The sequence below is a fragment of the uncultured Bacteroides sp. genome, from assembly GCF_937912035.1.
Taxonomy (GTDB): Bacteria; Bacteroidota; Bacteroidia; order Bacteroidales; family Bacteroidaceae; genus Phocaeicola.
Genome location: NZ_CALDPF010000032.1, coordinates 62,966 through 85,776 on the forward strand (window position 1 = coordinate 62,966; position 22,811 = coordinate 85,776).

At 39.3% G+C, this 22,811-nt stretch carries 18 protein-coding genes, 2 tRNA genes and 1 pseudogene; 18 read left to right on the forward strand and 3 right to left on the reverse strand.

Going from position 1 to position 22,811, the window contains the following annotated elements; translation table 11 throughout:
• The first annotated feature begins 333 nt into the window (after nucleotides 1–333).
• The 3 genes from Q0486_RS08045 to Q0486_RS08055 all read left to right on the forward strand — a co-directional run bounded on the left by Q0486_RS08045 (nucleotide 334) and on the right by Q0486_RS08055 (nucleotide 7,173).
• Complete coding sequence (locus tag Q0486_RS08045) at nucleotides 334–2,550, forward strand: GH92 family glycosyl hydrolase (protein ID WP_299231915.1); 2,217 nt, start codon at nucleotides 334–336, stop codon at nucleotides 2,548–2,550.
• A 79-nt stretch (nucleotides 2,551–2,629) separates the two neighbouring features.
• The gene (locus Q0486_RS08050; RefSeq protein ID WP_299231946.1) at nucleotides 2,630–4,870 is read left to right on the forward strand and encodes a GH92 family glycosyl hydrolase; all 2,241 of its coding nucleotides are present in this window, start codon (nucleotides 2,630–2,632) and stop codon (nucleotides 4,868–4,870) included.
• A 71-nt stretch (nucleotides 4,871–4,941) separates the two neighbouring features.
• Nucleotides 4,942–7,173 carry an alpha-L-fucosidase gene (locus tag Q0486_RS08055; protein ID WP_299231917.1) on the forward strand — a complete coding sequence of 744 codons (2,232 nt, stop codon included), beginning with the start codon at nucleotides 4,942–4,944 and terminating at the stop codon, nucleotides 7,171–7,173.
• Between the two features lie 66 nt (nucleotides 7,174–7,239).
• Here Q0486_RS08055 and ribD read toward each other — a convergent pair whose 3' ends face one another.
• Nucleotides 7,240–8,292, reverse strand: coding sequence for a bifunctional diaminohydroxyphosphoribosylaminopyrimidine deaminase/5-amino-6-(5-phosphoribosylamino)uracil reductase RibD (ribD, locus tag Q0486_RS08060; RefSeq protein ID WP_299231919.1), 1,053 nt, complete (start codon nucleotides 8,290–8,292; stop codon nucleotides 7,240–7,242).
• Between the two features lie 32 nt (nucleotides 8,293–8,324).
• Between ribD and prmC the strand changes: the two genes are divergently transcribed.
• The 8 genes from prmC to Q0486_RS08100 all read left to right on the forward strand — a co-directional run bounded on the left by prmC (nucleotide 8,325) and on the right by Q0486_RS08100 (nucleotide 13,317).
• Nucleotides 8,325–9,164 carry a peptide chain release factor N(5)-glutamine methyltransferase gene (gene prmC / locus Q0486_RS08065; protein ID WP_299231921.1) on the forward strand — a complete coding sequence of 280 codons (840 nt, stop codon included), beginning with the start codon at nucleotides 8,325–8,327 and terminating at the stop codon, nucleotides 9,162–9,164.
• Complete coding sequence (locus Q0486_RS08070) at nucleotides 9,161–9,625, forward strand: regulatory protein RecX (protein ID WP_299231923.1); 465 nt, start codon at nucleotides 9,161–9,163, stop codon at nucleotides 9,623–9,625. The genes prmC and Q0486_RS08070 overlap by 4 nt, the downstream gene beginning before the upstream one ends.
• Nucleotides 9,625–10,317: a ComF family protein gene (locus Q0486_RS08075; protein ID WP_299231948.1), complete on the forward strand. Its 693-nt coding sequence runs from the start codon at nucleotides 9,625–9,627 to the stop codon at nucleotides 10,315–10,317. Before Q0486_RS08070 ends, Q0486_RS08075 begins: the two co-directional genes overlap by 1 nt.
• A gap of 108 nt (nucleotides 10,318–10,425) precedes the next feature.
• On the forward strand, nucleotides 10,426–11,061 hold the full coding sequence (gene pyrE, locus Q0486_RS08080; protein ID WP_299231925.1) for an orotate phosphoribosyltransferase: 636 nt from the start codon (nucleotides 10,426–10,428) through the stop codon (nucleotides 11,059–11,061).
• Between the two features lie 106 nt (nucleotides 11,062–11,167).
• On the forward strand, nucleotides 11,168–11,599 hold the full coding sequence (locus tag Q0486_RS08085; protein WP_154043819.1) for an SRPBCC family protein: 432 nt from the start codon (nucleotides 11,168–11,170) through the stop codon (nucleotides 11,597–11,599).
• 37 nt (nucleotides 11,600–11,636) lie between these two features.
• Complete coding sequence (gene argH / locus Q0486_RS08090) at nucleotides 11,637–12,977, forward strand: argininosuccinate lyase (protein ID WP_299231928.1); 1,341 nt, start codon at nucleotides 11,637–11,639, stop codon at nucleotides 12,975–12,977.
• Nucleotides 12,978–13,143: 166 nt separating this feature from the next.
• Nucleotides 13,144–13,216: transfer RNA gene (locus Q0486_RS08095), tRNA-Gly, on the forward strand.
• A gap of 16 nt (nucleotides 13,217–13,232) precedes the next feature.
• Nucleotides 13,233–13,317 (forward strand) — tRNA-Leu (locus Q0486_RS08100).
• 270 nt (nucleotides 13,318–13,587) lie between these two features.
• On the opposite strand, the gene Q0486_RS08105 is transcribed toward Q0486_RS08100, so the two are convergent.
• Together Q0486_RS08105 and pnp are read right to left on the reverse strand one after the other, a co-directional pair.
• Nucleotides 13,588–14,460, reverse strand: coding sequence for an endonuclease/exonuclease/phosphatase family protein (locus Q0486_RS08105; RefSeq protein ID WP_299231930.1), 873 nt, complete (start codon nucleotides 14,458–14,460; stop codon nucleotides 13,588–13,590).
• 122 nt (nucleotides 14,461–14,582) lie between these two features.
• Nucleotides 14,583–16,751 (reverse strand): polyribonucleotide nucleotidyltransferase, encoded by a 2,169-nt coding sequence (gene pnp, locus Q0486_RS08110; RefSeq protein ID WP_299231932.1) that lies wholly within the window; start codon nucleotides 16,749–16,751, stop codon nucleotides 14,583–14,585.
• 205 nt (nucleotides 16,752–16,956) lie between these two features.
• On the opposite strand from pnp, the gene Q0486_RS08115 reads away from it, so the two are divergent.
• The 7 genes and pseudogenes from Q0486_RS08115 to Q0486_RS08145 all read left to right on the forward strand — a co-directional run.
• On the forward strand, nucleotides 16,957–18,102 hold the full coding sequence (locus Q0486_RS08115) for a TlpA disulfide reductase family protein (protein WP_299231934.1): 1,146 nt from the start codon (nucleotides 16,957–16,959) through the stop codon (nucleotides 18,100–18,102).
• Between the two features lie 188 nt (nucleotides 18,103–18,290).
• Nucleotides 18,291–18,755, forward strand: a complete 465-nt coding sequence (greA, locus tag Q0486_RS08120; protein ID WP_154044821.1) for a transcription elongation factor GreA — start codon at nucleotides 18,291–18,293, stop codon at nucleotides 18,753–18,755.
• 54 nt (nucleotides 18,756–18,809) lie between these two features.
• Entirely contained in the window at nucleotides 18,810–19,217 is a 408-nt protein-coding gene (locus tag Q0486_RS08125; protein ID WP_299231936.1) for an HIT family protein, read from the forward strand.
• 95 nt (nucleotides 19,218–19,312) lie between these two features.
• Nucleotides 19,313–21,673, forward strand: a complete 2,361-nt coding sequence (locus tag Q0486_RS08130; RefSeq protein WP_299231937.1) for a TonB-dependent receptor — start codon at nucleotides 19,313–19,315, stop codon at nucleotides 21,671–21,673.
• A 153-nt stretch (nucleotides 21,674–21,826) separates the two neighbouring features.
• Complete coding sequence (locus tag Q0486_RS08135) at nucleotides 21,827–22,063, forward strand: hypothetical protein (protein WP_299231938.1); 237 nt, start codon at nucleotides 21,827–21,829, stop codon at nucleotides 22,061–22,063.
• A gap of 50 nt (nucleotides 22,064–22,113) precedes the next feature.
• Nucleotides 22,114–22,311, forward strand: a complete 198-nt coding sequence (locus Q0486_RS08140; RefSeq protein WP_299231940.1) for a hypothetical protein — start codon at nucleotides 22,114–22,116, stop codon at nucleotides 22,309–22,311.
• 244 nt (nucleotides 22,312–22,555) lie between these two features.
• A pseudogene (locus Q0486_RS08145) lies at nucleotides 22,556–22,811 on the forward strand (DDE transposase); the annotation flags it as partial.

Consider the following 22,811-nt stretch of genomic DNA (forward strand, 5'->3'; position numbering starts at 1 on the left):
AATCTCAGGCTTCTTTTCTCTTTGCCTTTCGAATACAAAAGTACGTAATTCGTTTTTTATAATGTCCGCCTTTGTCAGTCTATTTTGATATTAACTTCACCTTCTTTTTAACTGATTATACAGGCTTAAATGTGATACTGTAACTAAACAGTATCTGAATAGAAATTAAAGGTCATTCAAATACTGTTTAGATACTATTCAAAGTTGTATATAATTACAAAAAATAATGCTGAAGCCGAATGGATTTAGTAATTAGGAGATTTCTTCAAATTAATTTTGTAATATTGCATTTGAGGATTGACTCTGCCAACTTATACATACATTCTGCTTATTATGAAAAAAATATTTTTATCTTTAGGTTGCCTTGTTTTTCTAATTTACGCTTGTACAGAAAAATACAATAGCTATACCGATGACCTTACATCGTTTGTAAATCCTTTTATTGGAACTGATTTTACCGGGAATACCTATCCGGGAGCTCAGGTACCGTTTGGTATGGTACAATTAAGCCCGGATAACGGTCTTCCGGGTTGGGATCGTATTGCAGGATATTTTTATCCCGACAGTACTATTGCCGGTTTTAGCCATACACATCTTTCGGGAACCGGTGCGGGCGATTTGTATGATATTTCTTTTATGCCGGTAACATTGCCATATAAGGAAGCAGAGGCTCCTTTGGGCATATACTCTAAATTCTCTCATAGCGACGAGAGTGCCACTGCAGGATATTATCAGGTGAGGCTGAATGATTATGATATAAATGTAGAACTTACTGCTACAGAACGTTGTGGAATTCAGCGGTATACATTTCCTCAGTCTGAGTCGGCTATAATACTCAATCTTAAAAAGGCTATGAACTGGGACTTTACCCAGGATTCTAAGATAGAGATTGTGGATTCTGTAACCATTCAGGGATATAGGTTTTCTGACGGATGGGCACGTAATCAGAAGATTTATTTCAGAACTAGATTTTCTACTCCTTTCGATAGTTATAGGCTTGACACAACAGCTATTACTAGTAAAGACAAATATTATGGTACAGCTTATATCGCACAGTTTAATTTCAATACACATAAGGATGAGCATATAACGGTATCCACTGCCATTTCGGGAGTAAGTATTGAAGGTGCTGCCCGTAATCTTGATTCTGAAATTCCGACTGATGATTTCGATAAATACCATGCCGAGGCCAAGTCAAAATGGAATAAGGAGCTTTCTAAGATTGTAGTTGAGTCTGATAATATTGACGATAAGACCAATTTCTATACTGCAATGTACCACAGTATGCTGGCACCGACTGTCTTTTGTGATGTAGACGGAAGTTATTACGGACCGGACAAGCAGATACATAAAGCTGATGGCTGGACTAACTATAGTACATTCTCCTTATGGGATACTTTCAGGGCTTCTCATCCTCTGTTCACTTATACTCAGCCGGAGCGTACAAACGATATGATAAAATCGTTTATCGCATTCTATGAACAGAACGGACGTCTTCCGGTATGGAATTTCTATGGCGGTGAAACAGATATGATGATAGGATATCACGCTGTTCCTGTGATTGTTGATGCGTATCTTAAGGGTATTGGTGATTTCGATGCAGAAAAGGCTCTTGAAGCTTGTGTAGTTACAGCTAATATAGATGAATACAGAGGTATAGGTTTCTATAAGGAGAAAGGATATATACCTTACAATATAACAGATAAGTATAATTCTGAAAACTGGTCGCTTTCCAGAACTCTGGAATATGCTTTCGATGATTTCTGTATAGCTGAAATGGCTGCTAAGATGGGAAAGAAAGATCTCGCTGATGAATTTTATGTAAGGTCTCAGAATTATAGGAAAGTGTATAATCCTGAAAGTTCGTTTATGCAGCCTAAGGATGACAAAGGTATGTTTATAGAGAATTTCAAGCCTGAAGAATATACGCCTCATATTTGTGAAAGTAATGCATGGCAATATTTCTGGTCGGTACAACACGATATAGACGGTTTGATAGAGCTTACTGGAGGAAAGGACAGATTTGCAGAGAAACTCGACAGTATGTTTACATTCAATCCTTCTGCAGATGATGAACTTCCTATATTCAGTACGGGAATGATAGGACAGTATGCTCATGGCAATGAGCCGAGCCACCATGTAGCCTATCTGTTCAATAAAGTGGGTATGCCGTGGAAAACTCAGAAGTATGTGTCGCAGATTATGAATGAACTGTATCTGAATACTCCTGCCGGACTGTGTGGTAATGAGGATTGTGGACAAATGTCGGCCTGGTATATTTTCAGTGCAATGGGATTTTATCCTGTTAATCCGGTTTCGGGAATTTATGAGATAGGCTCACCGCTTTTCTCAAAAACTGAAATGAAACTGGCAAATGGTAAGACATTTACTGTTGTAGCTAATAATCTGAGTAAGGAGAATATATATATTCAGTCGGTGAAACTTAACGGTGCAGAATACTATAAGAGTTATATTACGCATGGACAGATAATGTCTGGAGTAACTCTGGAACTTGAAATGGGTAATAGGCCTGGTAAAGTATGGTATTGATATACAGCAGATAGAATAAATAATAATCAAAATAACCTATAATTTAATCATGGGAAAACTTTCAACACTTTTTGTTTTGATGTATATAACCTGTATGGTTAAGGCACATAACTATGCCGATTATGTAAATCCTCTTGTTGGAACTCAGTCCACATTCGAGCTTTCTACAGGTAATACTTATCCGGCTATAGCACGTCCGTGGGGGATGAATTTTTGGACACCGCAAACCGGTAAGATGGGAGACGGATGGCAATATACTTATACTTCAACCAAAATACGGGGTTTTAAACAGACTCACCAGCCAAGTCCGTGGATAAATGATTACGGTCAGTTCTCTATCATGCCTGTAGTAGGCAAGCCATTATTCGACGAAAATGAACGTTCGAGCTGGTTCTCTCATAAGGGTGAGGTGGCCAAGGCTTACTATTATAAGGTGTATCTTGCCGAGCATGATGTAGTAACTGAATTTACTCCTACAGAGAGGGCTGCGCTTTTCCGCTTTACATTTCCGGAGAATAAAAACTCTTATGTGGTTATCGATGCTTTCGATAAAGGTTCATACGTGAGAATTGAACCCGAAAAGAATAGAATTGTAGGATATTCCACCAAGAACAGTGGGGGAGTACCTGCCAACTTCAAGAATTATTTCGTAATAGAATTCGACAAATCTTTTACATATAAGGCTACTGTGGCAGATAAGGTCATAAATGTAGGGAAAACAGAACAGACTGCAAATCATGCTGCGGCAATTATAGGTTTCTCTACAAAGAAAGGTGAAATTGTACATGCAAGGGTAGCATCTTCTTTTATAAGTCAGGAACAGGCGCAGGAAAATCTTAAGGAATTGGGTAATGATAGTTTTGATACACTTGTCGATAAAGGTAGAAAAGCATGGAACGATGTTCTCGGCAAGATAGAAGTTGACGGTGGAAATCTTGACCAGTACCGTACTTTCTATTCTTGTCTTTACCGTTCACTTCTCTTCCCTAGAAAGTTTTATGAAATAGATAAGGAAGGAAAGATAGTTCATTACAGCCCATATAACGGTGAGGTTTTGCCTGGATATATGTATACCGATACAGGATTCTGGGATACATTCCGTTGTCTTTTCCCTCTTCTTAACCTTGTTTATCCTTCTGTGAATAAAGAGATGCAGGAAGGACTTATCAATACATATAAGGAAAGTGGTTTCTTCCCCGAATGGGCTAGTCCGGGACATAGAGGATGTATGATAGGAAACAATTCTGCTTCTGTCCTTGTAGATGCTTATATGAAAGGTGTGAGAGTGGATGATATTGAGACTCTTTATGAAGGACTTATCCATGGAACAGAAAATGTTCATCCTAAAGTATCGTCGACAGGCCGTCTGGGGCATGAATATTACAATAAGATTGGCTATGTCCCCTACGATGTGAAGATTAATGAAAATGCGGCACGAACACTGGAATATGCCTATAATGACTGGTGTATATATAAGCTTGCAAAAGAGCTGAAACGTCCTAAGAAAGAAATAAAGCTTTTTGCTGAGCGAGCCATGAACTATAAGAACCTTTTTGATAAGGAAACAAAACTGATGAGAGGCAAGAAGAAAAATGGAGAATTTGTTGTTCCGTTCTCACCATTGAAATGGGGTGATGCCTTTACCGAAGGAAACAGCTGGCATTATACATGGTCTGTATTCCACGATCCTCAGGGGCTTATCGATCTTATGGGAGGTGATGAGGAATTTGTCTCTATGCTGGATTCTGTATTCTCTGTTCCGCCTGTTTTCGATGAAAGTTATTATGGTCAGGTTATACATGAAATACGTGAGATGACTGTCATGAATATGGGAAATTATGCTCATGGTAACCAGCCTATACAGCACATGATATACTTATATAATTATGCAAAACAGCCATGGAAGGCTCAATATTGGTTACGCGAGGTGATGAACAGAATGTATACCCCTACTCCTGACGGTTATTGTGGAGACGAAGATAACGGACAGACTTCTGCATGGTATGTGTTTACAGCTCTCGGATTCTATCCTGTTTGTCCGGGAAGTAATGAGTATGTTGTTGGCGCTCCTTTGTTTAAGGAAGCAAAAATACATCTTGAAAATGGTAACGAAGTATCAATATCGGCACCGGATAACAGCGACAGAAATATCTATATCGAAGATATGAAACTTAACGGTGAGACGTATACACATAATTATCTTAAGCATGAGACTCTAATGGATGGAGCTGTTATTTCAATAGATATGAGTGACATCCCAAACAAGACGAGAGGTATTTCAGTAGAAGATGCTCCATATTCATTTTCAAACAATGAATAACCCATACCCCATGAAGAGGCATAACCGGAAGTGTGAATTCCTTATTCAAATTTAAATTAATGAATATTTGTATGAGACAGAGAAAAATGAAAAAGATTATTACGGTGTCCCTAAGTTGTCTTGCATTGACTGCTTTCGGACAGACCAGAGATTTTGCAAACACTATCAAGATAGATGATTCTGATTCGAAAGAAGTTATTATTGAAAAGGCGGCACATGTTATACCTACGGCCAATCAGTTGAGCTCTCTTGAGAATGAGTTTATCGCTTTTATTCATTTCGGACCTAATACATTCACCAGAATGGAGTGGGGAACAGGAAAAGAAAATCCTGAAATATTCGATTTGAAGAATCTTGATACAGACCAATGGTGTGAAGCTATTAAAGAAGCTGGAATGAAAATGGTTATACTGACCGTCAAGCATCATGACGGTTTCGTGTTATGGCAGAGCAGATATACAAAACACGGTATAATGTCTACAGAATTTGAAAATGGGAAAGGTGATATCCTTAAGTCTCTTTCCGTTTCATGTAAGAAATACGGGTTGAAGCTTGGAGTTTATCTTTCTCCCGCCGATTTGTATCAGATTGAGAATCCTGAGGGACTGTACGGTAATTTGAGCAAGTATTCCATGCGAACTATTCCACGCCCGGTAGAAGGTCGTCCATTTTCCAACAAGAAGACCTTCCGGTTTATGCTTGATGATTATAATGAGTATTTTATGAACCAACTGTTTGAAATATTGACAGAATATGGCGAGATTCATGAAGTGTGGTTCGACGGTGCGCATCCAAAACGGAAGGGTGGTCAGCGTTATAATTATGCTGCATGGAAAGAACTGATTCGCGAATTGGCTCCTAAGGCTTCGATATTCGGTCGTGAGGATATCCGTTGGTGCGGAAATGAAGCGGGACAGACACGTGATACTGAATGGAATGTTGTAACATATTCTGAGAATCCTGATACGACTTCGCATTTCCCGGATATGACAGATATTGATTGGGGTAGTCGTGAAGTTTTGTATCGTGGCAAATATCTGCATTATCAGCAGGCTGAGACAAACACTTCTATTCGTGAGGGTTGGTTCTATCGGGATGATACACGGCAGAAGGTCAGGAGTGCTGATGACGTATTCGACATTTACGAGCGTGCAGTAGGTGGAAATTCCACTTTCCTGCTTAATATCCCTCCAAACCGTGAAGGACGTTTCTCCGATACTGATGTGGAGGTGTTGAAAGAGGTTGGAAAGCGAATACGTGATACATACGATGTGGATTTGTTAAAACAGGCTTCAGGTCCTGAAGAAGTATTGGATAATGATAAGAATACTTATAAGGAGGTTTCTGAGTCCGATTCTGAAATCGTTATAACAATGCCTATTCCAATTAAATTTAACCGTTTGGTACTTCAAGAGGCTGTCGCTTTGCGTAGCGAACGTGTAGAAGAACATATTGTGGATGCTTGGATAAACGGAGAGTGGAAGGAAATAGCTCATGCTACAAACATCGGGTATAAGCGTATTTTACGTTTCCCTGATGTGATAACTGACCGTATTCGAGTTCGTTTCACGCGGTTACGTATGAATGCTGCAATAAGCAAAATTTCTGCACACTATTATCATTCCCGTCCACCACAGTTGACTGTTAGCCGCAGCCTGGAAGGTATGGTTACTATTGAACCTCAACAACCGGATTTCAATTGGAAGAAACATGGGGAAAACAGTGTCGGTAACCTTAATGCAGGCTATACAATACATTATACCCTCGACGGAACTATTCCAACTTCTTCCTCTCCTGTTTATGAAGCTCCGTTCAAGGTTGAAAATAAGGAAATTAATGCAGTATCTGTTTTAAACGGCAGTAAAGGTGCGCTTTATAAAGAACAGTTAGGTTATATAAAGAAAGACTGGAAACTGGTTGCAGTGGGTAGTGAAGATGCGTCGCATAAGGGTAACATGGCATTTGATGAGAATCCGAATACTTATTGGCAGACACAGAAGTCGGCTAAAGGCAGAAGTATTACAGTTGACCTGGGAACTGAAAAAACATTGCATGGTTTTGCCTATACTCCTCAGAAAGAAAATAAAGAGGGAATGTTTGAGCGTGGTACTTTTATGATTAGTGATGACAATAAGAGTTGGAGAAAGGCTGAAGATTTTGTTTTCGGCAATCTGATTAATGATCCTGTGAAACGTTATCATTATTTTAAACGTACATTGAAAGCACGTTATGTAAAGATAGAGATGACTGAAGCAGCGAACAACTCGGAATATGCTTCAATCGCAGAGTTAGACATTTTTTAAACTTAAATGCAGCGGCTTCTACACAAAAACCGCTGCATTTAAGTTTATATATTACGATATAAAGTGCTATATATCTGAATGCCGACTGGCAATATAATGACTTACAGAAACACTGTCGCGCATTTCATTTTTCATTACCGTACCTTTAGGTATTACAGGCGATTTTACTCCTTCGCCTAAAACTTTTGCAGAGTGTTCAACAAACATTTCATCCCACAGACCTGAATCGATGAATGACTGAAGCAGGGTAGTGCCACCCTCTACAAGAAGAGACTGTATTTTCCTTTCGTAAAGGATGGTAAAGATTTGTGGTAATATGTCCTTTGAGAAATCTAATGTAATGTATTCCAGATTTTCTTCTCCGGATTTTTTCTTCTCGGTGAATACCAGAGTCGGTGTGGTGTGGTCGAACAGTCTAAGATTAGAAGGCAATGAGAGTGTACGGTCAATGACTAATCTTAATGGGTTGGCACCATACCAATTGCGTGTGGTCAGTGAAGGATTGTCAAGAAGAGCCGTTTTTCTGCCTACGAGTATAGCCTTGTGTTCTGCCCTTTGCTTGTGTACGTACATCGATGTGATTGGGGTTGACAATACTACAGGCGAGCCGTTTTCACGGTTTATGTCGATAAATCCGTCTGCCGATTCTGCCCATTTCAGTGTGATATACGGACGCTTCTGTGTGTTGAATGTCACGAACCGTCTGATAAGACTTTTACATTCATTTTCCAGCACTCCTACAGTGACATCAATACCGGCATTGCGAAGCTTCTGTATTCCTCTGCCTGATACTTGTGAGAAAGGGTCTATGCAGCCTACTACAACGCGTGGAATGCCCTTGCTGATGATAAGGTCGGCACATGGAGGTGTCTTCCCATAGTGAGAGCATGGTTCCAGGCTTACGTATATGGTGGATTCCTTGAGCAGGCTTTCATCTTTCACGGAACGTATGGCATTGACTTCGGCATGGCCTTCTCCGCATCTGGCATGATAACCTTCTCCGATAATTTTTCCGTTGTGTACTATCGCTGCTCCTACCATCGGATTGGGAGCTGCATTGCACAGTCCGTTTGATGCAAGTTCTATACATCTGCGGATATATTTCTCATCTGTAGTCATATTATTGAGCTTTTTTCTTACTTTTGCATATTATGCATCCAATATATACTTATATACGACAAGAACTTTCCGGCTTCTATCCGGATGCCGAGGCTGCTGCCATGGCAAAATATATACTGACAGAGAAATACCAACTGTCGGCTCTTGACTTATATGCAGGCAAAGATATGAATTTTTCGTCAGAAAAACTTTCGGAGGTAAATGATATTCTGGCGCGTCTGAAGTCGTACGAACCCTTGCAATATATTATCGGTGAAACATGGTTTTGCGGCTTCCGCTTTAAAGTGACTCCTGCAGTTCTTATTCCACGACCTGAAACTGCGGAATTGATAGACTGGATAGTGACTGACAACAAACGTGAAGGCGCACATGTCCTTGACGTCGGTACCGGAAGCGGATGTATCCCTGTTTCGTTGGCTTTGATGATGGACTCACCTGTAGTATCGGCATGGGATATTTCTGAAGAGGCATTGTCAGTAGCATCTGAGAATGCACGTATAAATAGTGCGGATGTAGCTTTCAGTCGTGTTGATGTGCTTGGAACTGATATTCCCGATATAAAGGTTGACATTCTTGTAAGCAACCCTCCTTATATAACGGAAAGCGAAAAGAATGATATGGAGAGAAATGTTCTGGAATGGGAACCGGATCTGGCGCTTTTTGTACCTGATGATGACCCGTTGCGTTTCTACAGACGTATAGCAGAGTTAGGGTTGGATATATTGAATGACGGGGGACTGATATATTTTGAGATAAACAGGGCATACGGCAGTGAGACAGTTGGGATGCTGGCTTCAATGGGATATAAGAATATTGAATTGAGAAAAGACTTGTCCGGTAATGACAGGATGATTAAGGCTTTGAAACCATGAAAGAATATACAGAAAAAGAAATATTGAACAAGGCTGAGGCTTATTGTTCGGCTGTGGAGAGATGCCCGTCGGATGTTGAGGCAAAACTTAAAGGCTGGGGAGCGAGTCCGGAAACAGTGGCTGCGGTTATGGCTCATCTGTTCAAGGAAAAGTATCTTGATACAATAAGGTTTTGCAGTGCATACGTACGCGACAAATATCGTTTCAACCAGTGGGGCAGGGTAAAGATTGCCCAGTCATTGCGTATGAAAGGTTTGACATCGGAAGAGATAAATGCAGGTATGGAAGATATAGACGAAGAAGAGTATAACTCCATTCTTCAAAGTCTTATGAAACAGAAACTTAAAAGTATCAAGGCGGAGACGGATTATGAGCGCAATGCCAAGCTTATCCGTTTTGCTGTTGGCAGAGGATTTACCATGCAGGAGATAATGAAATTTGTTAAAGGCGATTTTGATTGATGAACATTCTTGGTGACATACGTGATTTCTTTTTTCCACGTACCTGTGTATGTTGTGGAAAACTTCTTTCATCACAGGAAGAAGGATTGTGTATTTCATGTATGGTATCACTGCCAAGTACCGGGATACTGAATACACCTGGGAATGAGATGGAACGATATTTCTGGGGAATATTCCCTATAGAACGTGCCACAGCATTGTATTATTACGCAAAAGGAGGAAGTGTAGCAAATATTCTTCATGGTATGAAATATCATGGAAGGAGGAAGTTATGCCGACAGATGGGGCGTGTTATTGGAACTGAATTGCTGGATTCCGGATTTTTTGATGGAATAGATTTTATTTTACCAGTTCCGTTGCATAAAAACAGACTGAGAACCAGAGGTTATAATCAGTCGGAATTGTTGGCAAGAGGTATTTCTGATATAACTTCAATTCCTGTAGTTACGGATACTTTGATAAGGACCCACAATAATGCCACACAAACTCATAAATCGGCTTTTGAAAGGTGGGGAAATGCTGAAGGATTGTTTGAAGTTACCGAAAAGGCTTATTCATTAAGTGGCAGGCATATACTTCTGATAGACGATGTGCTTACTACAGGCGCTACAATCTCTGCCTGTCTCGATGCACTGAAAAAGATAGATTTCGTAAAAATCAGTGTTGTAACATTGGCATGGACAAAATCATAATATATGATGCTTTATGTCAGTTTTTAGCAAAATTAATACATATAAATTTTCAAATACCGATGTATTTCTCTACTTTTGCATAAATGTTTATCAGATATTAGTAAAATTATGAAAGCTTTGGAAAAATTATTCGCAGAGAAATTGCTGAAAGTAAAAGCTATTAAAATTCAGCCGGCTAACCCATTCACTTGGGCTTCAGGTTGGAAATCTCCTATTTATTGCGACAACCGTAAGACTTTGTCTTATCCTGCACTTCGTAACTTCGTGAAGTTGGAACTTTGTCGTGTTATTCTTGAAAAATTCGGTCAGGTTGATGCTATTGCCGGTGTGGCTACAGGAGCTATCGCTCAGGGTGCATTGGTTGCAGAAGAACTCAACTTGCCATTCGTATATGTTCGCTCAAGCCCAAAAGACCATGGATTGGAAAACCTTATCGAAGGTGAATTGCGTCCGGGTATGAAAGTTGTAGTTGTAGAAGACTTGATTTCTACAGGCGGTAGCAGCTTGAAAGCTGTTGAGGCTATCCGTCGTGACGGTTGCGAGGTTATCGGTATGGTAGCTTCATTCACTTATGGTTTCGATGTGTCTGTAAAGGCATTCCTCAATGCAAAAGTAGAACTTGTTACTTTGACAAACTACAATGCTGTGCTTGATGCTGCATTAAAGACTAACTACATCGACGAAGATGATATTCCTGTACTTCAGGCATGGAGAGAAGATCCTGCACACTGGACAGGAAAATAATGAATATTAATTTATAATTGAAGACACGGATTCTACTGGTCTCACGGTTCCTGATAGCGAATCGTGTCATTCGGTAAAATCCGTGTTTTTTTATATTTTAAAGGATATGGCAACATTACAATACGAAAGTACTGTGAAATATGTTCCTTACAGTCAGGAACGAGTATATAACAAACTGTCGGACTTGAATAATCTGGAGTCTGTACGCCAGCGCCTTGATGCTGTAAAAGATAAACTTGAGGGCAAGTTGGAGGATATGACGTTCGATCAGGATTCAATCACTCTGAAGGTGCAGGGTATAAGTTTGACACTTAGAATAATCGAACGTGAACCGATGAAGTGTATCAAGTTTGAAGGTGACAAATCGCCTGTACCTATGAACTTGTGGATACAGATGCTTCCGGTGTCTGACGATCAGTCGAAAATGAAGGTTACAATACGCGCTGAAGTTAATATGTTTATGAAGGCTATGGTTTCCAAACCGCTTCAGGAAGGAGTGGAGAAACTTGCTGACATGCTTTCGGCTATACCTTATTAATCTCTTTTTATTTTAGAACTAAAAATCATACAGGAATATGGCTCAGAAACTTTGGGAAAAAAATGTTCAGGTAAACGAGGAGATAGACCGTTTTACTGTGGGACGAGACCGTGAGATGGACCTCTACCTTGCAAAGCATGATGTACTGGGTTCAATGGCTCATATAACTATGCTCGAGAGTATCGGACTTTTGAAGTCTGACGAACTAAAAGTGTTGCTTGAAGAACTTAAAAACATATATGCTTCTGCTGAGAAAGGTGACTTTGTAATAGAAGACGGTATTGAAGATGTACATTCTCAGGTTGAACTTATGTTGACAAGGAAACTTGGAGATGTCGGTAAGAAAATTCACAGCGGACGTTCAAGAAACGATCAGGTGCTTGTCGACTTGAAATTATTTACACGCGCACAAATAAAAGACATTGCTGAGGCTGTTGAAGATTTGTTCAAAGTCCTTATTTCCCAAAGTAATAAGTATAAGGATGTATTGATGCCCGGATATACACACTTGCAGATAGCTATGCCGTCGTCGTTCGGCCTCTGGTTTGGAGCATATGCCGAAAGCCTTGTTGATGACATGATGTTCCTTCAGGCAGCGTATAAGATGTGTAACCGCAATCCGTTAGGCTCTGCTGCCGGTTATGGTTCTTCTTTCCCCCTGAACAGAGAGATGACTACACGTCTGTTAGGCTTCGACTCAATGAATTATAATGTCGTTTACTCACAGATGGGACGTGGAAAAATGGAACGTAACGTAGCTTTTGCTCTTGCGTCTATCGCCGGAACACTTTCTAAGATGGCTTTCGATGCATGTATGTTCAGCAGTCAGAATTTCGGTTTCGTGAAACTTCCGGATGAATGTACCACAGGCTCAAGTATCATGCCGCATAAGAAGAATCCTGATGTGTTCGAGCTTACACGCGCAAAATGCAATAAGATACAGGCGCTCCCTCAGCAGATAATGATGATAATGAATAATCTGCCTTCGGGATATTTCCGCGACCTGCAGATAATAAAGGAAGTGTTCCTGCCTGCTTTCTCCGAACTTAAGGACTGCCTGCAGATGGCTACATACATTATGGACAAGATTTATGTGAACGAACATATTCTTGATGATGACAAGTATCTGTATATTTTCAGTGTGGAGGAAGTGAATCGCCTTGCAACAGAAGGAATGCCATTCCGCGATGCATACAAGAAGGTGGGACTTGATATTGAAGCAGGAAAGTTTACACATAATAAACAGGTTCATCACACTCATGAGGGAAGTATCGGCAACTTGTGTAACGACCGCATTACAGAGCTGATGGATAAAGTTGTGTCAGGGTTTGATTTTGCTGTGGTTGAGAATGCCGAAAAGGCTCTTCTAGGAAGATGACATTGAAACTTGCAAATGCTTTGCAAAGATTTTTAAAATGTTTTGTAAATATGCTTGAAGCTATGCAAAAGGGCTTTTGAATATATTAAAACGGATATTTTTTTAATAAAAACGGGCGAAATGTTTGGAAGTTATATAAAAACTCCATACATTTGCACCCGTTAACGCGGAAATAGCTCAGTTGGTAGAGCATAACCTTGCCAAGGTTAGGGTCGCGAGTTCGAGTCTCGTTTTCCGCTCTCTCTTTGAAAGGATGCTCGAATGGTGGAATCGGTAGACACGAGGGACTTAAAATCCCTTGGCTATTGCAGCTGTGCGGGTTCAAGTCCCGCTTCGAGTACTGGGTAAAAAGCTCTGTAAATCAATGATTTACGGAGCTTTTCTTTTATATACTTTGTGCTGTACTTTATTCTGATTATACTCAGTTTATTTGTTTGGGGACTCAAAGTTAAACCAAAAGTTAAACTATAATATTGGATGAAGTTAATTTACAAATGTCGTGAAATACAAAAAGCAACCTTATTGGCTGCTTTTTATAATACTTCCCATAGGTCTAAATTTAGTCTGACATGTAAAATATTGGGTGTGTTCTGTGCACACTTATATTTTTTTAGAATGAAATTTGTACCACTTCAGGATTATGATCTGACAAGAATTTTCCTTCCTGTTTCGCTTCTTCTGGTATATAACTATTGCTTACCTTTATATTGGGAGTGATAAAAATAAAATCAATCTTTTCGCATGATGAAGGCTCTATTCTGCCAAAGTTATGGAATGTATAGTCTATTCCTTCTTTGGTTAGTGCTTCCTTATGTGCGTCTTTGAGTACGAAGCTGTTTGTCGTTAATGTGTTGTACGCTTCTGATGAATCATTAACGTTGAAATCGCCTGTTAGTACAGCCGGTTGGTCACCTACAATTTCTTTAATCTTTTCAAGAATCAATAAAGCACCTTTGCGACGTGCTTCTGTACCAACATGGTCAAAATGAGTGTTTATCGCCATGAAGATTTTTCCATTTTCTTTGTCTTTCATTTTTGCCCAGGTAGCGATACGTGTGCATGCTCCATCCCAACCGATGAATCCTACACTGTCTGGGTATTGTGACAACCAGAATGTATTATTGTCTAAAACTTCAAATCTATCTTTCTTAAAGAATATAGGTGCGTATTCTCCTTTCGTTTTACCGTCTTCTCGTCCAACTCCTACTTCTGCATATTCAGGAAGGCGATTTTTCAGGTCTACCAATTGGTTGTGCAGTACTTCCTGCATGCCAACTATGTCTAAATCCTGATTACTAATAAAGTTTGCTACACTATCTTTGCGATATTCCCAATTGTTCAGACTGTCGTATGGAGTGTCTAGTCTGATATTGAATGTTGCCCATTTGATTTCAGAAGTTTGCTCTTTAACTGATGAGCATGAAGTTCCTGCCAGTGTGATGACTATAGCCAAAGTCAATGATTTTAGAATGTGGTTTTTCATATTTCAGTATTGTTTCAATATAATTTGGATTTCTCTTACATTTACAGTAGCTGATGCAGGTAGAAAGATAATTACTTTATAATAAAAAAAGGTGATCAAGTGATCACCTTTTTAAAATTGAATTATTTCTGTTGAGATTTTTTCTCACGTTTTTTATTGTTTTCTTCCATACCTTCAGGTTTTGGTAACAATACCTTGTGTGAAAGTTTGAATTTACCTGTCTTAGGATCTATTTCAAGAAGCTTCACTTCTATATCGTCTCCTTCTTTTAAACCAGATTCTTCGATTGTCTCAAGACGTTTCCAGTCGATTTCTGAGATATGAAGCAAACCATCCTTGCCTGGAAGGAACTCTACGAATGCACCGTATGGCATGATAGAACGAACTTTACCTGTGTAAACTTCGCCAACTTCAGGAACTGCTACAATACCTTTTATCAGGCGGATAGCATCATCGATAGATTTCTTGTTTGTTCCAGAGATTTCGATACGGCCAACATTGTCAACTTCTTCGATTGTGATAGTAGCACCTGTTTCTTCCTGCATACCCTGTATAATTTTACCTCCAGGGCCGATTACTGCACCAATGAATTCTTTAGGAATTGTCATTGTCTCAATGCGTGGAGCGTGTGGCTTCAATTCAGCTCTAGGCTCAGCGATACATTCTGTCAGTTTACCGAGGATGTATTCGCGGCCCTGTTTTGCCTGAAGAAGTGCTTTCTCAAGAATGTCGTATGTAAGACCGTCGCACTTGATATCCATCTGTGTAGCTGTAATACCCTTGCAAGTACCTGTAACCTTGAAGTCCATATCTCCCAAGTGGTCTTCGTCACCAAGAATATCTGAAAGAACGGCATATTTGTCTTCTCCGGCATTTTTGATCAATCCCATTGCAATACCTGATACCGGATTCTTGATAGGTACACCGGCATCCATAAGAGCCAATGTTCCGGCACATACTGTTGCCATTGAAGATGAACCGTTTGATTCAAGTATATCTGAAACTACACGTACGCAGTATGGATAATCTGCTGGTATCTGTCCCTTCAAAGCACGCCATGCCAAGTGGCCGTGACCGATTTCACGACGTCCTACACCGCGCTGTGCCTTAGCTTCACCTGTAGAGAATGGAGGGAAGTTGTAATGAAGAAGGAAACGTTCCTTGTGCTGGTCAAGTACGTCGTCAACTACTTTTTCGTCGAGTTTTGTACCGAGAGTTACAGTACTTAAAGACTGAGTTTCACCACGTGTGAAGATTGATGAACCGTGAGGACCAGGCAGTGGGCTAACTTCGCACCAGATAGGACGGATTTCTGTTGTTGTACGTCCGTCAAGACGTTTGCCTTCGTCAAGGATGCAACGGCGCATAGCTTCTTTTTCTACGTCGTGATAGTAACGGTCTATCATTGCACCTTTTTCTTCAAGTTCTTCTTCTGTAAACTGTGCTTTGAATTCTTCGCAAACAGCATCGAATGCATCGCCACGTTCGTGCTTGTTTCTGTTACCTGAAGCTGCTATAGCGTAAGCTTTTTCGTAGCATGCGTCGTGTACTGCTTTACGGAGTTCCTCGTCGTTTTCTTCGTGGCAATATTCACGTTTAACTGTAGTACCTACTTCTTCCATAAGTTCCATCTGAGCTTTGCAGTGAACCTTGATAGCTTCGTGTGCGAATTTCATTGCTTCAAGAAGGTCTTGTTCTGAAACCTCTTCCATTTCGCCTTCCACCATCATGATATTTTCGTAAGTAGCTGCAACCATAAGATCCATATCAGCTTTTTCAAGGGCTTCGAATGTTGGATTGATAACAAACTTACCGTCAATACGTGCTACACGAACTTCTGAAATAGGACCACCGAAAGGTATGTCTGAGACAGCAAGTGCTGCTGAAGCTGCAAGTCCTGCAAGCGCATCAGGCATATCAACACCATCTGCAGAAAAAAGTGTGATGTTTACATATACCTCTGCATGATAATTATCAGGGAAAAGAGGACGTAATGCACGGTCTACAAGACGGCAAGTCAGAATTTCATAATCAGAAGCCTTGCCTTCGCGTTTAGTGAAACCGCCAGGGAAACGTCCGAATGCTGAATATTTTTCTTTGTACTCTACCTGTAAAGGCATGAAATCAGTACCGGGAACTGCATCTTTTGCTGCACAAACAGTAGCTAGCAACATGGTGTTACCCATGCGTAGCATAACAGCACCATCTGCCTGTTTTGCTAGCTTTCCCGTTTCGAGTGTGATGGTTCTGCCATCTCCAAGCTCGATCGTCTTAACAATTGGATTGATCATAAAAATTGATTTAATATAGTTTTTCGTCAAAATATGTGCAAAGATATACATTTTATCGCAGTAAATAGGTGAAAATGAGGTAAAACTTTCATAATATGCTAATTTTTTGTCGCTTATTATTAAGAAGAAATAAAAAAACTTTGTGAAATCGTTTAAAACAGTAACTTTGCAGCACTAAATTTTTTTAAACCTATAAAATACAGATATGATTAGGAAAAATTATATTGCAGCTATATTCTTGTCTTTGGGATTTGCTGCATGTAGCCGTGGTCCGGTATTTAATGTGGAAGGTGAAATAACCGGTGCAGAAAATAAAACATTGTATATAGAACATTCATCTATTAATGGTGTTTTAAAAATGGATTCTGTAAAACTTGATGATAAGGGAAATTTCCATTTTGCTGAGGCTCGTCCAGAAGCACCTGATTTCTACCGTATAAGGATAGATGATAAAGTCATAAATTTTGTAGTGGATTCTACAGAAACCGTATCTATTAAATCCGATTATGCAAGATTCTCTTCTGATTATGAAATATCAGGTTCTGAAAGTAATATCAAAATTAAGGAATTGTCTTTACTTCAGGCGGAACTTCAGAATAAAGTGAACGAATTGAATAAGTCTGGTATGCCGGTAGGACTTGCTCAAGACAGTCTTGTGCGACTGGTTTCGGCGTTTAAGGATAATGTAAAACAAAACTATATTTTTAAAGAACCAGATAAGGCCTCTTCTTATTTTGCATTGTTTCAGCAATTGAATGGATTTATGATATTTGATCCTTTTTCAAGTAGAGATGATGTGAAATGTTTTGCAGCTGTCGCTACCAGTTTAAACCATAATTATCCACACGCCGACCGCTCACGTAATCTTTATAATATGGTAATCAAAGGAATGAAGAATACTCGTGCGCCCCAGCCGAAAGCGTTGGAAATTCCTGAAGGCTTAGTATCTGAAACTTCAATAATAGATATTCCTTTGAAAGATATAAAGGGCGAAGTTAAACATCTTACAGATTATAAAGGAAATGTTGTGCTGATAGATTTTACAGCGTATGCTACACCTGATTCAGGTGCCAGAACATTAGCCTTAAGGGAATTGTATAACAAATATGCTTCACAGGGTTTGGTCGTTTATCAGGTTTCATTGGATACTGATGAACATTTTTGGAAAACAGCCAGTGATAATTTACCTTGGATATGTGTTCGCGATCCTCAGGGACCATATTCAAATTATGCCAAAATTTATGGAGTTACAGCTTTGCCAACAGCATTTCTTGTCAACAAAAATAATGAGCTTGTACTTCGGATTGATGAGAAGACAGATATTGAGGCAGAAATAAAGAAATTGCTCTAACATGTTTAATAGCATGTAAAAATAAGATACTTATATGCTTGACTTATAATAAAAAAACTTATCTTTGCAAACAGAATAACAGACAAAGGGTTCCGACATCGTTGAACATGTCGGAATTCTTTTTTGTTTTATAATATCAAATCTGAATAATCAATTAATAACGAAAATAATTTAGGAGGAAAATTATTATGGCTTATATGTCAGAAGAAGGCTATCAGAAATTGTTGGCCGAGTTAAAGCATTTGGAGGCTGTTGAACGCCCAAGAATAGTAGCTGCTATTGCAGAAGCACGTGACAAAGGCGATTTGTCAGAGAATGCCGAATATGATGCTGCAAAGGAAGCACAGGGTTTGTTGGAAATGAAAATTAATCAACTAAAGGCTACTATAGGTGATGCTAAGATTATTGATACTTCAAAGATGAAGGCTGATACTGTTCAGATTCTTACACGTGTTGAGCTTAAGAATGTAAAAAATAACATGAAAATGGCTTATACCATTGTGTCTGAAAGTGAAGCTAATCTTAAGGAAGGAAAGATCTCTGTTACTACACCTATTGCACAAGGCTTACTTGGGAAGAAAGTGGGAGATATAGCCGAAATTACTATCCCTCAGGGTAAAATAAGTCTCGAGATTTTAAGTATATCATTTTAATTGTTAAGGCAGGTCCGCTTTGTGCGGACTTGCCTTATTTAATATTTATAAGATATGGCAACTATATTCAGTAAAATTATTGCAGGTGAGATTCCAAGCTATAAAGTGGCTGAGAATGACAAATTTTATGCTTTTCTTGACATCAATCCATTGGTAAAAGGGCATACACTTGTAGTACCTAAAAGAGAGGTTGATTATATTTTTGACCTTGAAGATGACGAACTAGCCGAAATGCATGTTTTCGCAAAGAGTGTAGCATTGGCTATTCAAAAAGTATTTCCATGTAAAAAAGTGGGTGAGGCGGTTATTGGTCTTGAAGTTCCTCACGCTCATATTCATCTTATTCCTATTCAGAATGAGTCTGATATGCTTTTTTCTAATCCTAAGCTTTCATTGACTTCTGATGAATTTTCTTCTATAGCACAGTCTATTAATAAAGTATGGACAGAATGTAAGAAATAATTTTCCTAATTATTAAATATAAAGCCATCATACGATGGCTTTTTTTATTGCTAATCATTAAATTTGCAATCTGTTAATGTGAAAAACTTTTTTGTATGTTAAGAAAAATAGTATGCGGATTCTTCTTGTCAATAATTCCTTTGTTGCTGATTGCACAAAATTATCAGATTAAGGGAACTGTTGTCAGTAAGACCACTCGTGAACCTTTGGAATTTGTTAATGTATTGGTGATGGGACTTAATGTAGGAGCATCTACCGATATAAACGGTAATTTTACCATCAACTCAGTACCTCCAGGTATATATCAGCTAAGGGCTTCAACAATAGGATATAAAACTGTTTTTACTGAAGAATATAGAGTAAATCATATTACTCCCCATATTAACATAGAGATGGAAGAAGAGAGTACAGCCATATCAGAGGTAACTGTTACGGCTTCGCCTTTCAGGAGAGTTGCTGAAAGTCCGGTGAGTCTGAGAGTCATAGGTCTGCAGGAAATAGAGAAGGCACCTGGAGCAAATCGAGATATATCACGTGTTGTACAGAATTATCCAGGCGTAGCCTTTTCGCCAGTGGGATATAGAAATGACCTTATAGTACGAGGCGGAGGTCCATCTGAAAACAGATTCTTTTTGGACGGCGTGGAAATTCCAAATATTAACCATTTCAGTACTCAAGGAGCGTCAGGAGGACCTGTAGGACTTATAGATGCCGACCTGATACGTAATGTGAAGTTCTATAGTGGTGCTTTTCCTGCACATCGTGGCAATGCATTGAGCTCTGTACTCGATTTTAGTCTGAAAGATGGTAGTATGGAACGTAATTCTTTGAAGGCGACACTTGGAGCTTCTGAGGTGTCTCTCAGCTCTAATGGCCATATTGGTGGTAAGACATCCTATTTGGTATCAGTACGTCAGTCGTATCTGCAAATGCTGTTCAAGGTCTTGGGATTGCCTTTCTTGCCTGCCTATACAGATGCGTCATTCAAAATAAAGACAAGGTTTGACGATAAAAATGAATTGACAGTTCTTGGATTGGGAGGTCTTGACCGCATGAAACTCAATATGGACATTGACGGCGACTATGCAGAATATTTGTTGAGTTATCTTCCAACCATAGAACAGGAAACATTTACTCTTGGAAGTGTATATCGTCATTACGCTGGAAATCATGTACAGTCGGTTACATTGAGCCACAGTTATCTCCACAACAGAAATTTCAAATATCAGGACAATGATGATACCAATCCAGATTATCTGAATCTTGATTTAGGTTCTGTAGAGCAGGAAACAAAACTTCGGGTAGAAAATACTTCTGAATGGGATTCATGGAAAATAAACGCAGGTCTCGAACTTAACCATACACATTATACCAATAATACATATCAGAGAATTTTTTCAGATGTATTGCGCGAGTTCAATTACGATACTCGTCTAAATATGTTGCGTTGGGGTATATATGCTTCTGCTGATTATACGTCTGTAGATGACAGGTTTACTGCATCTCTGGGGGTACGAACAGACGGGAACAACTATAGTGATAGAATGAAACAACTATGGCGTCAGTTATCACCACGTTTTTCTGTCTCTTATCGTTTGATAGACGGACTTTATCTTAGCGGACATACGGGCTTGTATTATCAACTGCCTGCATATACGGCCTTGGGATATAAGAATAATGAGGGTTTATATGTAAACAAAGGATTGGACTATACTTCTGTCACCCAGGGAAGCTTAGGCCTGACTTGGAATCCTATCGAAACTATGGAGATTTCAGCAGAAGGTTTCTATAAGAAATATAATGATATGCCTCTTTCTGTAGCGGACAATATCCCGTTGTCATGCAAAGGAAACGATTATGGTGTGGTAGGAAATGAACTACTTGTATCTGATGCAGAGGGACGCTCTTATGGTGTTGAAATTATGTTTAAATGGCTGTTGGCAAAGAAACTGAACCTTTCTTCTTCATTGACTCTTTTCAGAAGTGAGTTCAAGTCCGGCGCAGACGATAAATATGTGGCTTCAGCATGGGATAACAGATTTATCTTTAACATGAGTGGAACGTATAATTTCCCTAAGAACTGGAGCTTGGGAATGCGAGTATGTGCCATAGGTGGTTCTCCATTTACTCCATACGATGAAGAGAAATCATCGCTAATAGAAGCATGGAATGTTCAGGGACGTGCTTATTATGATTACAGCCGTTACAATATGGAACGTCTTCCTGCTTTCGGACAGCTTGATATTAGAGTGGACAAGACATTCTATCTGAAGAAATGTATGTTGGGCTTCTATCTTGATATACAGAATATCACGGCAAGTAAGTTACGTCAGCCTGATGCATTCATGAGTACCGGCGAGATAGACCCTGAGCGTCCGGACCACTATATAATGAAGAGTATAAAGATGGAAAGCGGTACTTTACTTCCTACTCTTGGAATTACGTTTGAATATTGATTTATACTCATAAAAAACAGTCAGTTATGTATGTAAGATTGTTAATGACATTTACTTCTGTCTTGTCATTTTTTTATTCAGCCTATTCCTAACCGTGTTTCATGGAATGCTATTGATCCTAACATAATAATTGATGAACAAGGAAATCCATGGATGGCTTTTGGCTCATTTTGGGAGGGTATTAAGTTGGTTCGTCTTACTTCAGATCTTGATGCTATAGCTGAACCTCAAGAGTGGTATTCTATTTCTAATCGTCAGTATTCCAGAAAGGTTAGAAGTGATGGAGCTGTAGAGGCTCCGTTTATTATGAAACATGGTGAATATTATTATTTGTTTGTTTCGTTTGATTATTGTTGCCGTGGTTTGCAGAGTAATTACAAGGTGCTGTAGGGCGTTCAAAAAATGTAAGTGGTCCTTATCTTGACCGTCAAGGTAATTCTATGGAGCATGGAGGTGGAACCATAGTCCTGAAAGGTAATGAGGAATGGGCTGGAATTGGACATTGTGCTGCTTATAACTTTGGTGATAAATTTTATTTCATATCACATGCATATTCAATAAAAGAGAATGGTGTTCCTAAGTTGATTATTCGTGAAATGAAATGGGCATCTGATGGTTGGCCAGTTATAGAGTTATAATCTAATTATGTATAAAGATAATTCCAAAGAACCGTAACAATAATACATCACTATGAAATGGTTCTTTGGAATTTATTCATTTATACCCAGTTTATTATAATAGGGAGATTCAGTAAATAGTATAAAATTAGCCAACTAATTCATACACAAAGTATTGCGAATTAGTTGGCTTTTTTGTATCTTTAGGTATTCCCCCGAAAATAAGGTTTGGCAGCCAAAACGGGGGAAATACTCCGACTAAGATATGGCTAAGATACAAAATATTTCAGAAATTCACCCTACTTTGGGCTTTACAGAATTTGATGTTCTGGAAAAATATCGTAAGAGTTTTAATGAGAGTGAACTTGGCAGGCTTCACTCGGTGTTTCCGTTTGATCGTATGGCAAAAGCCGCAGGCCTGTCGGAACAGCGTCTGGGGCGCAGGAACATCTTCAGTCCTTCGGCTAAGATTGCCCTCATGGTCCTGAAGGCGTATACCGGATTCTCCGACAGACAGCTGG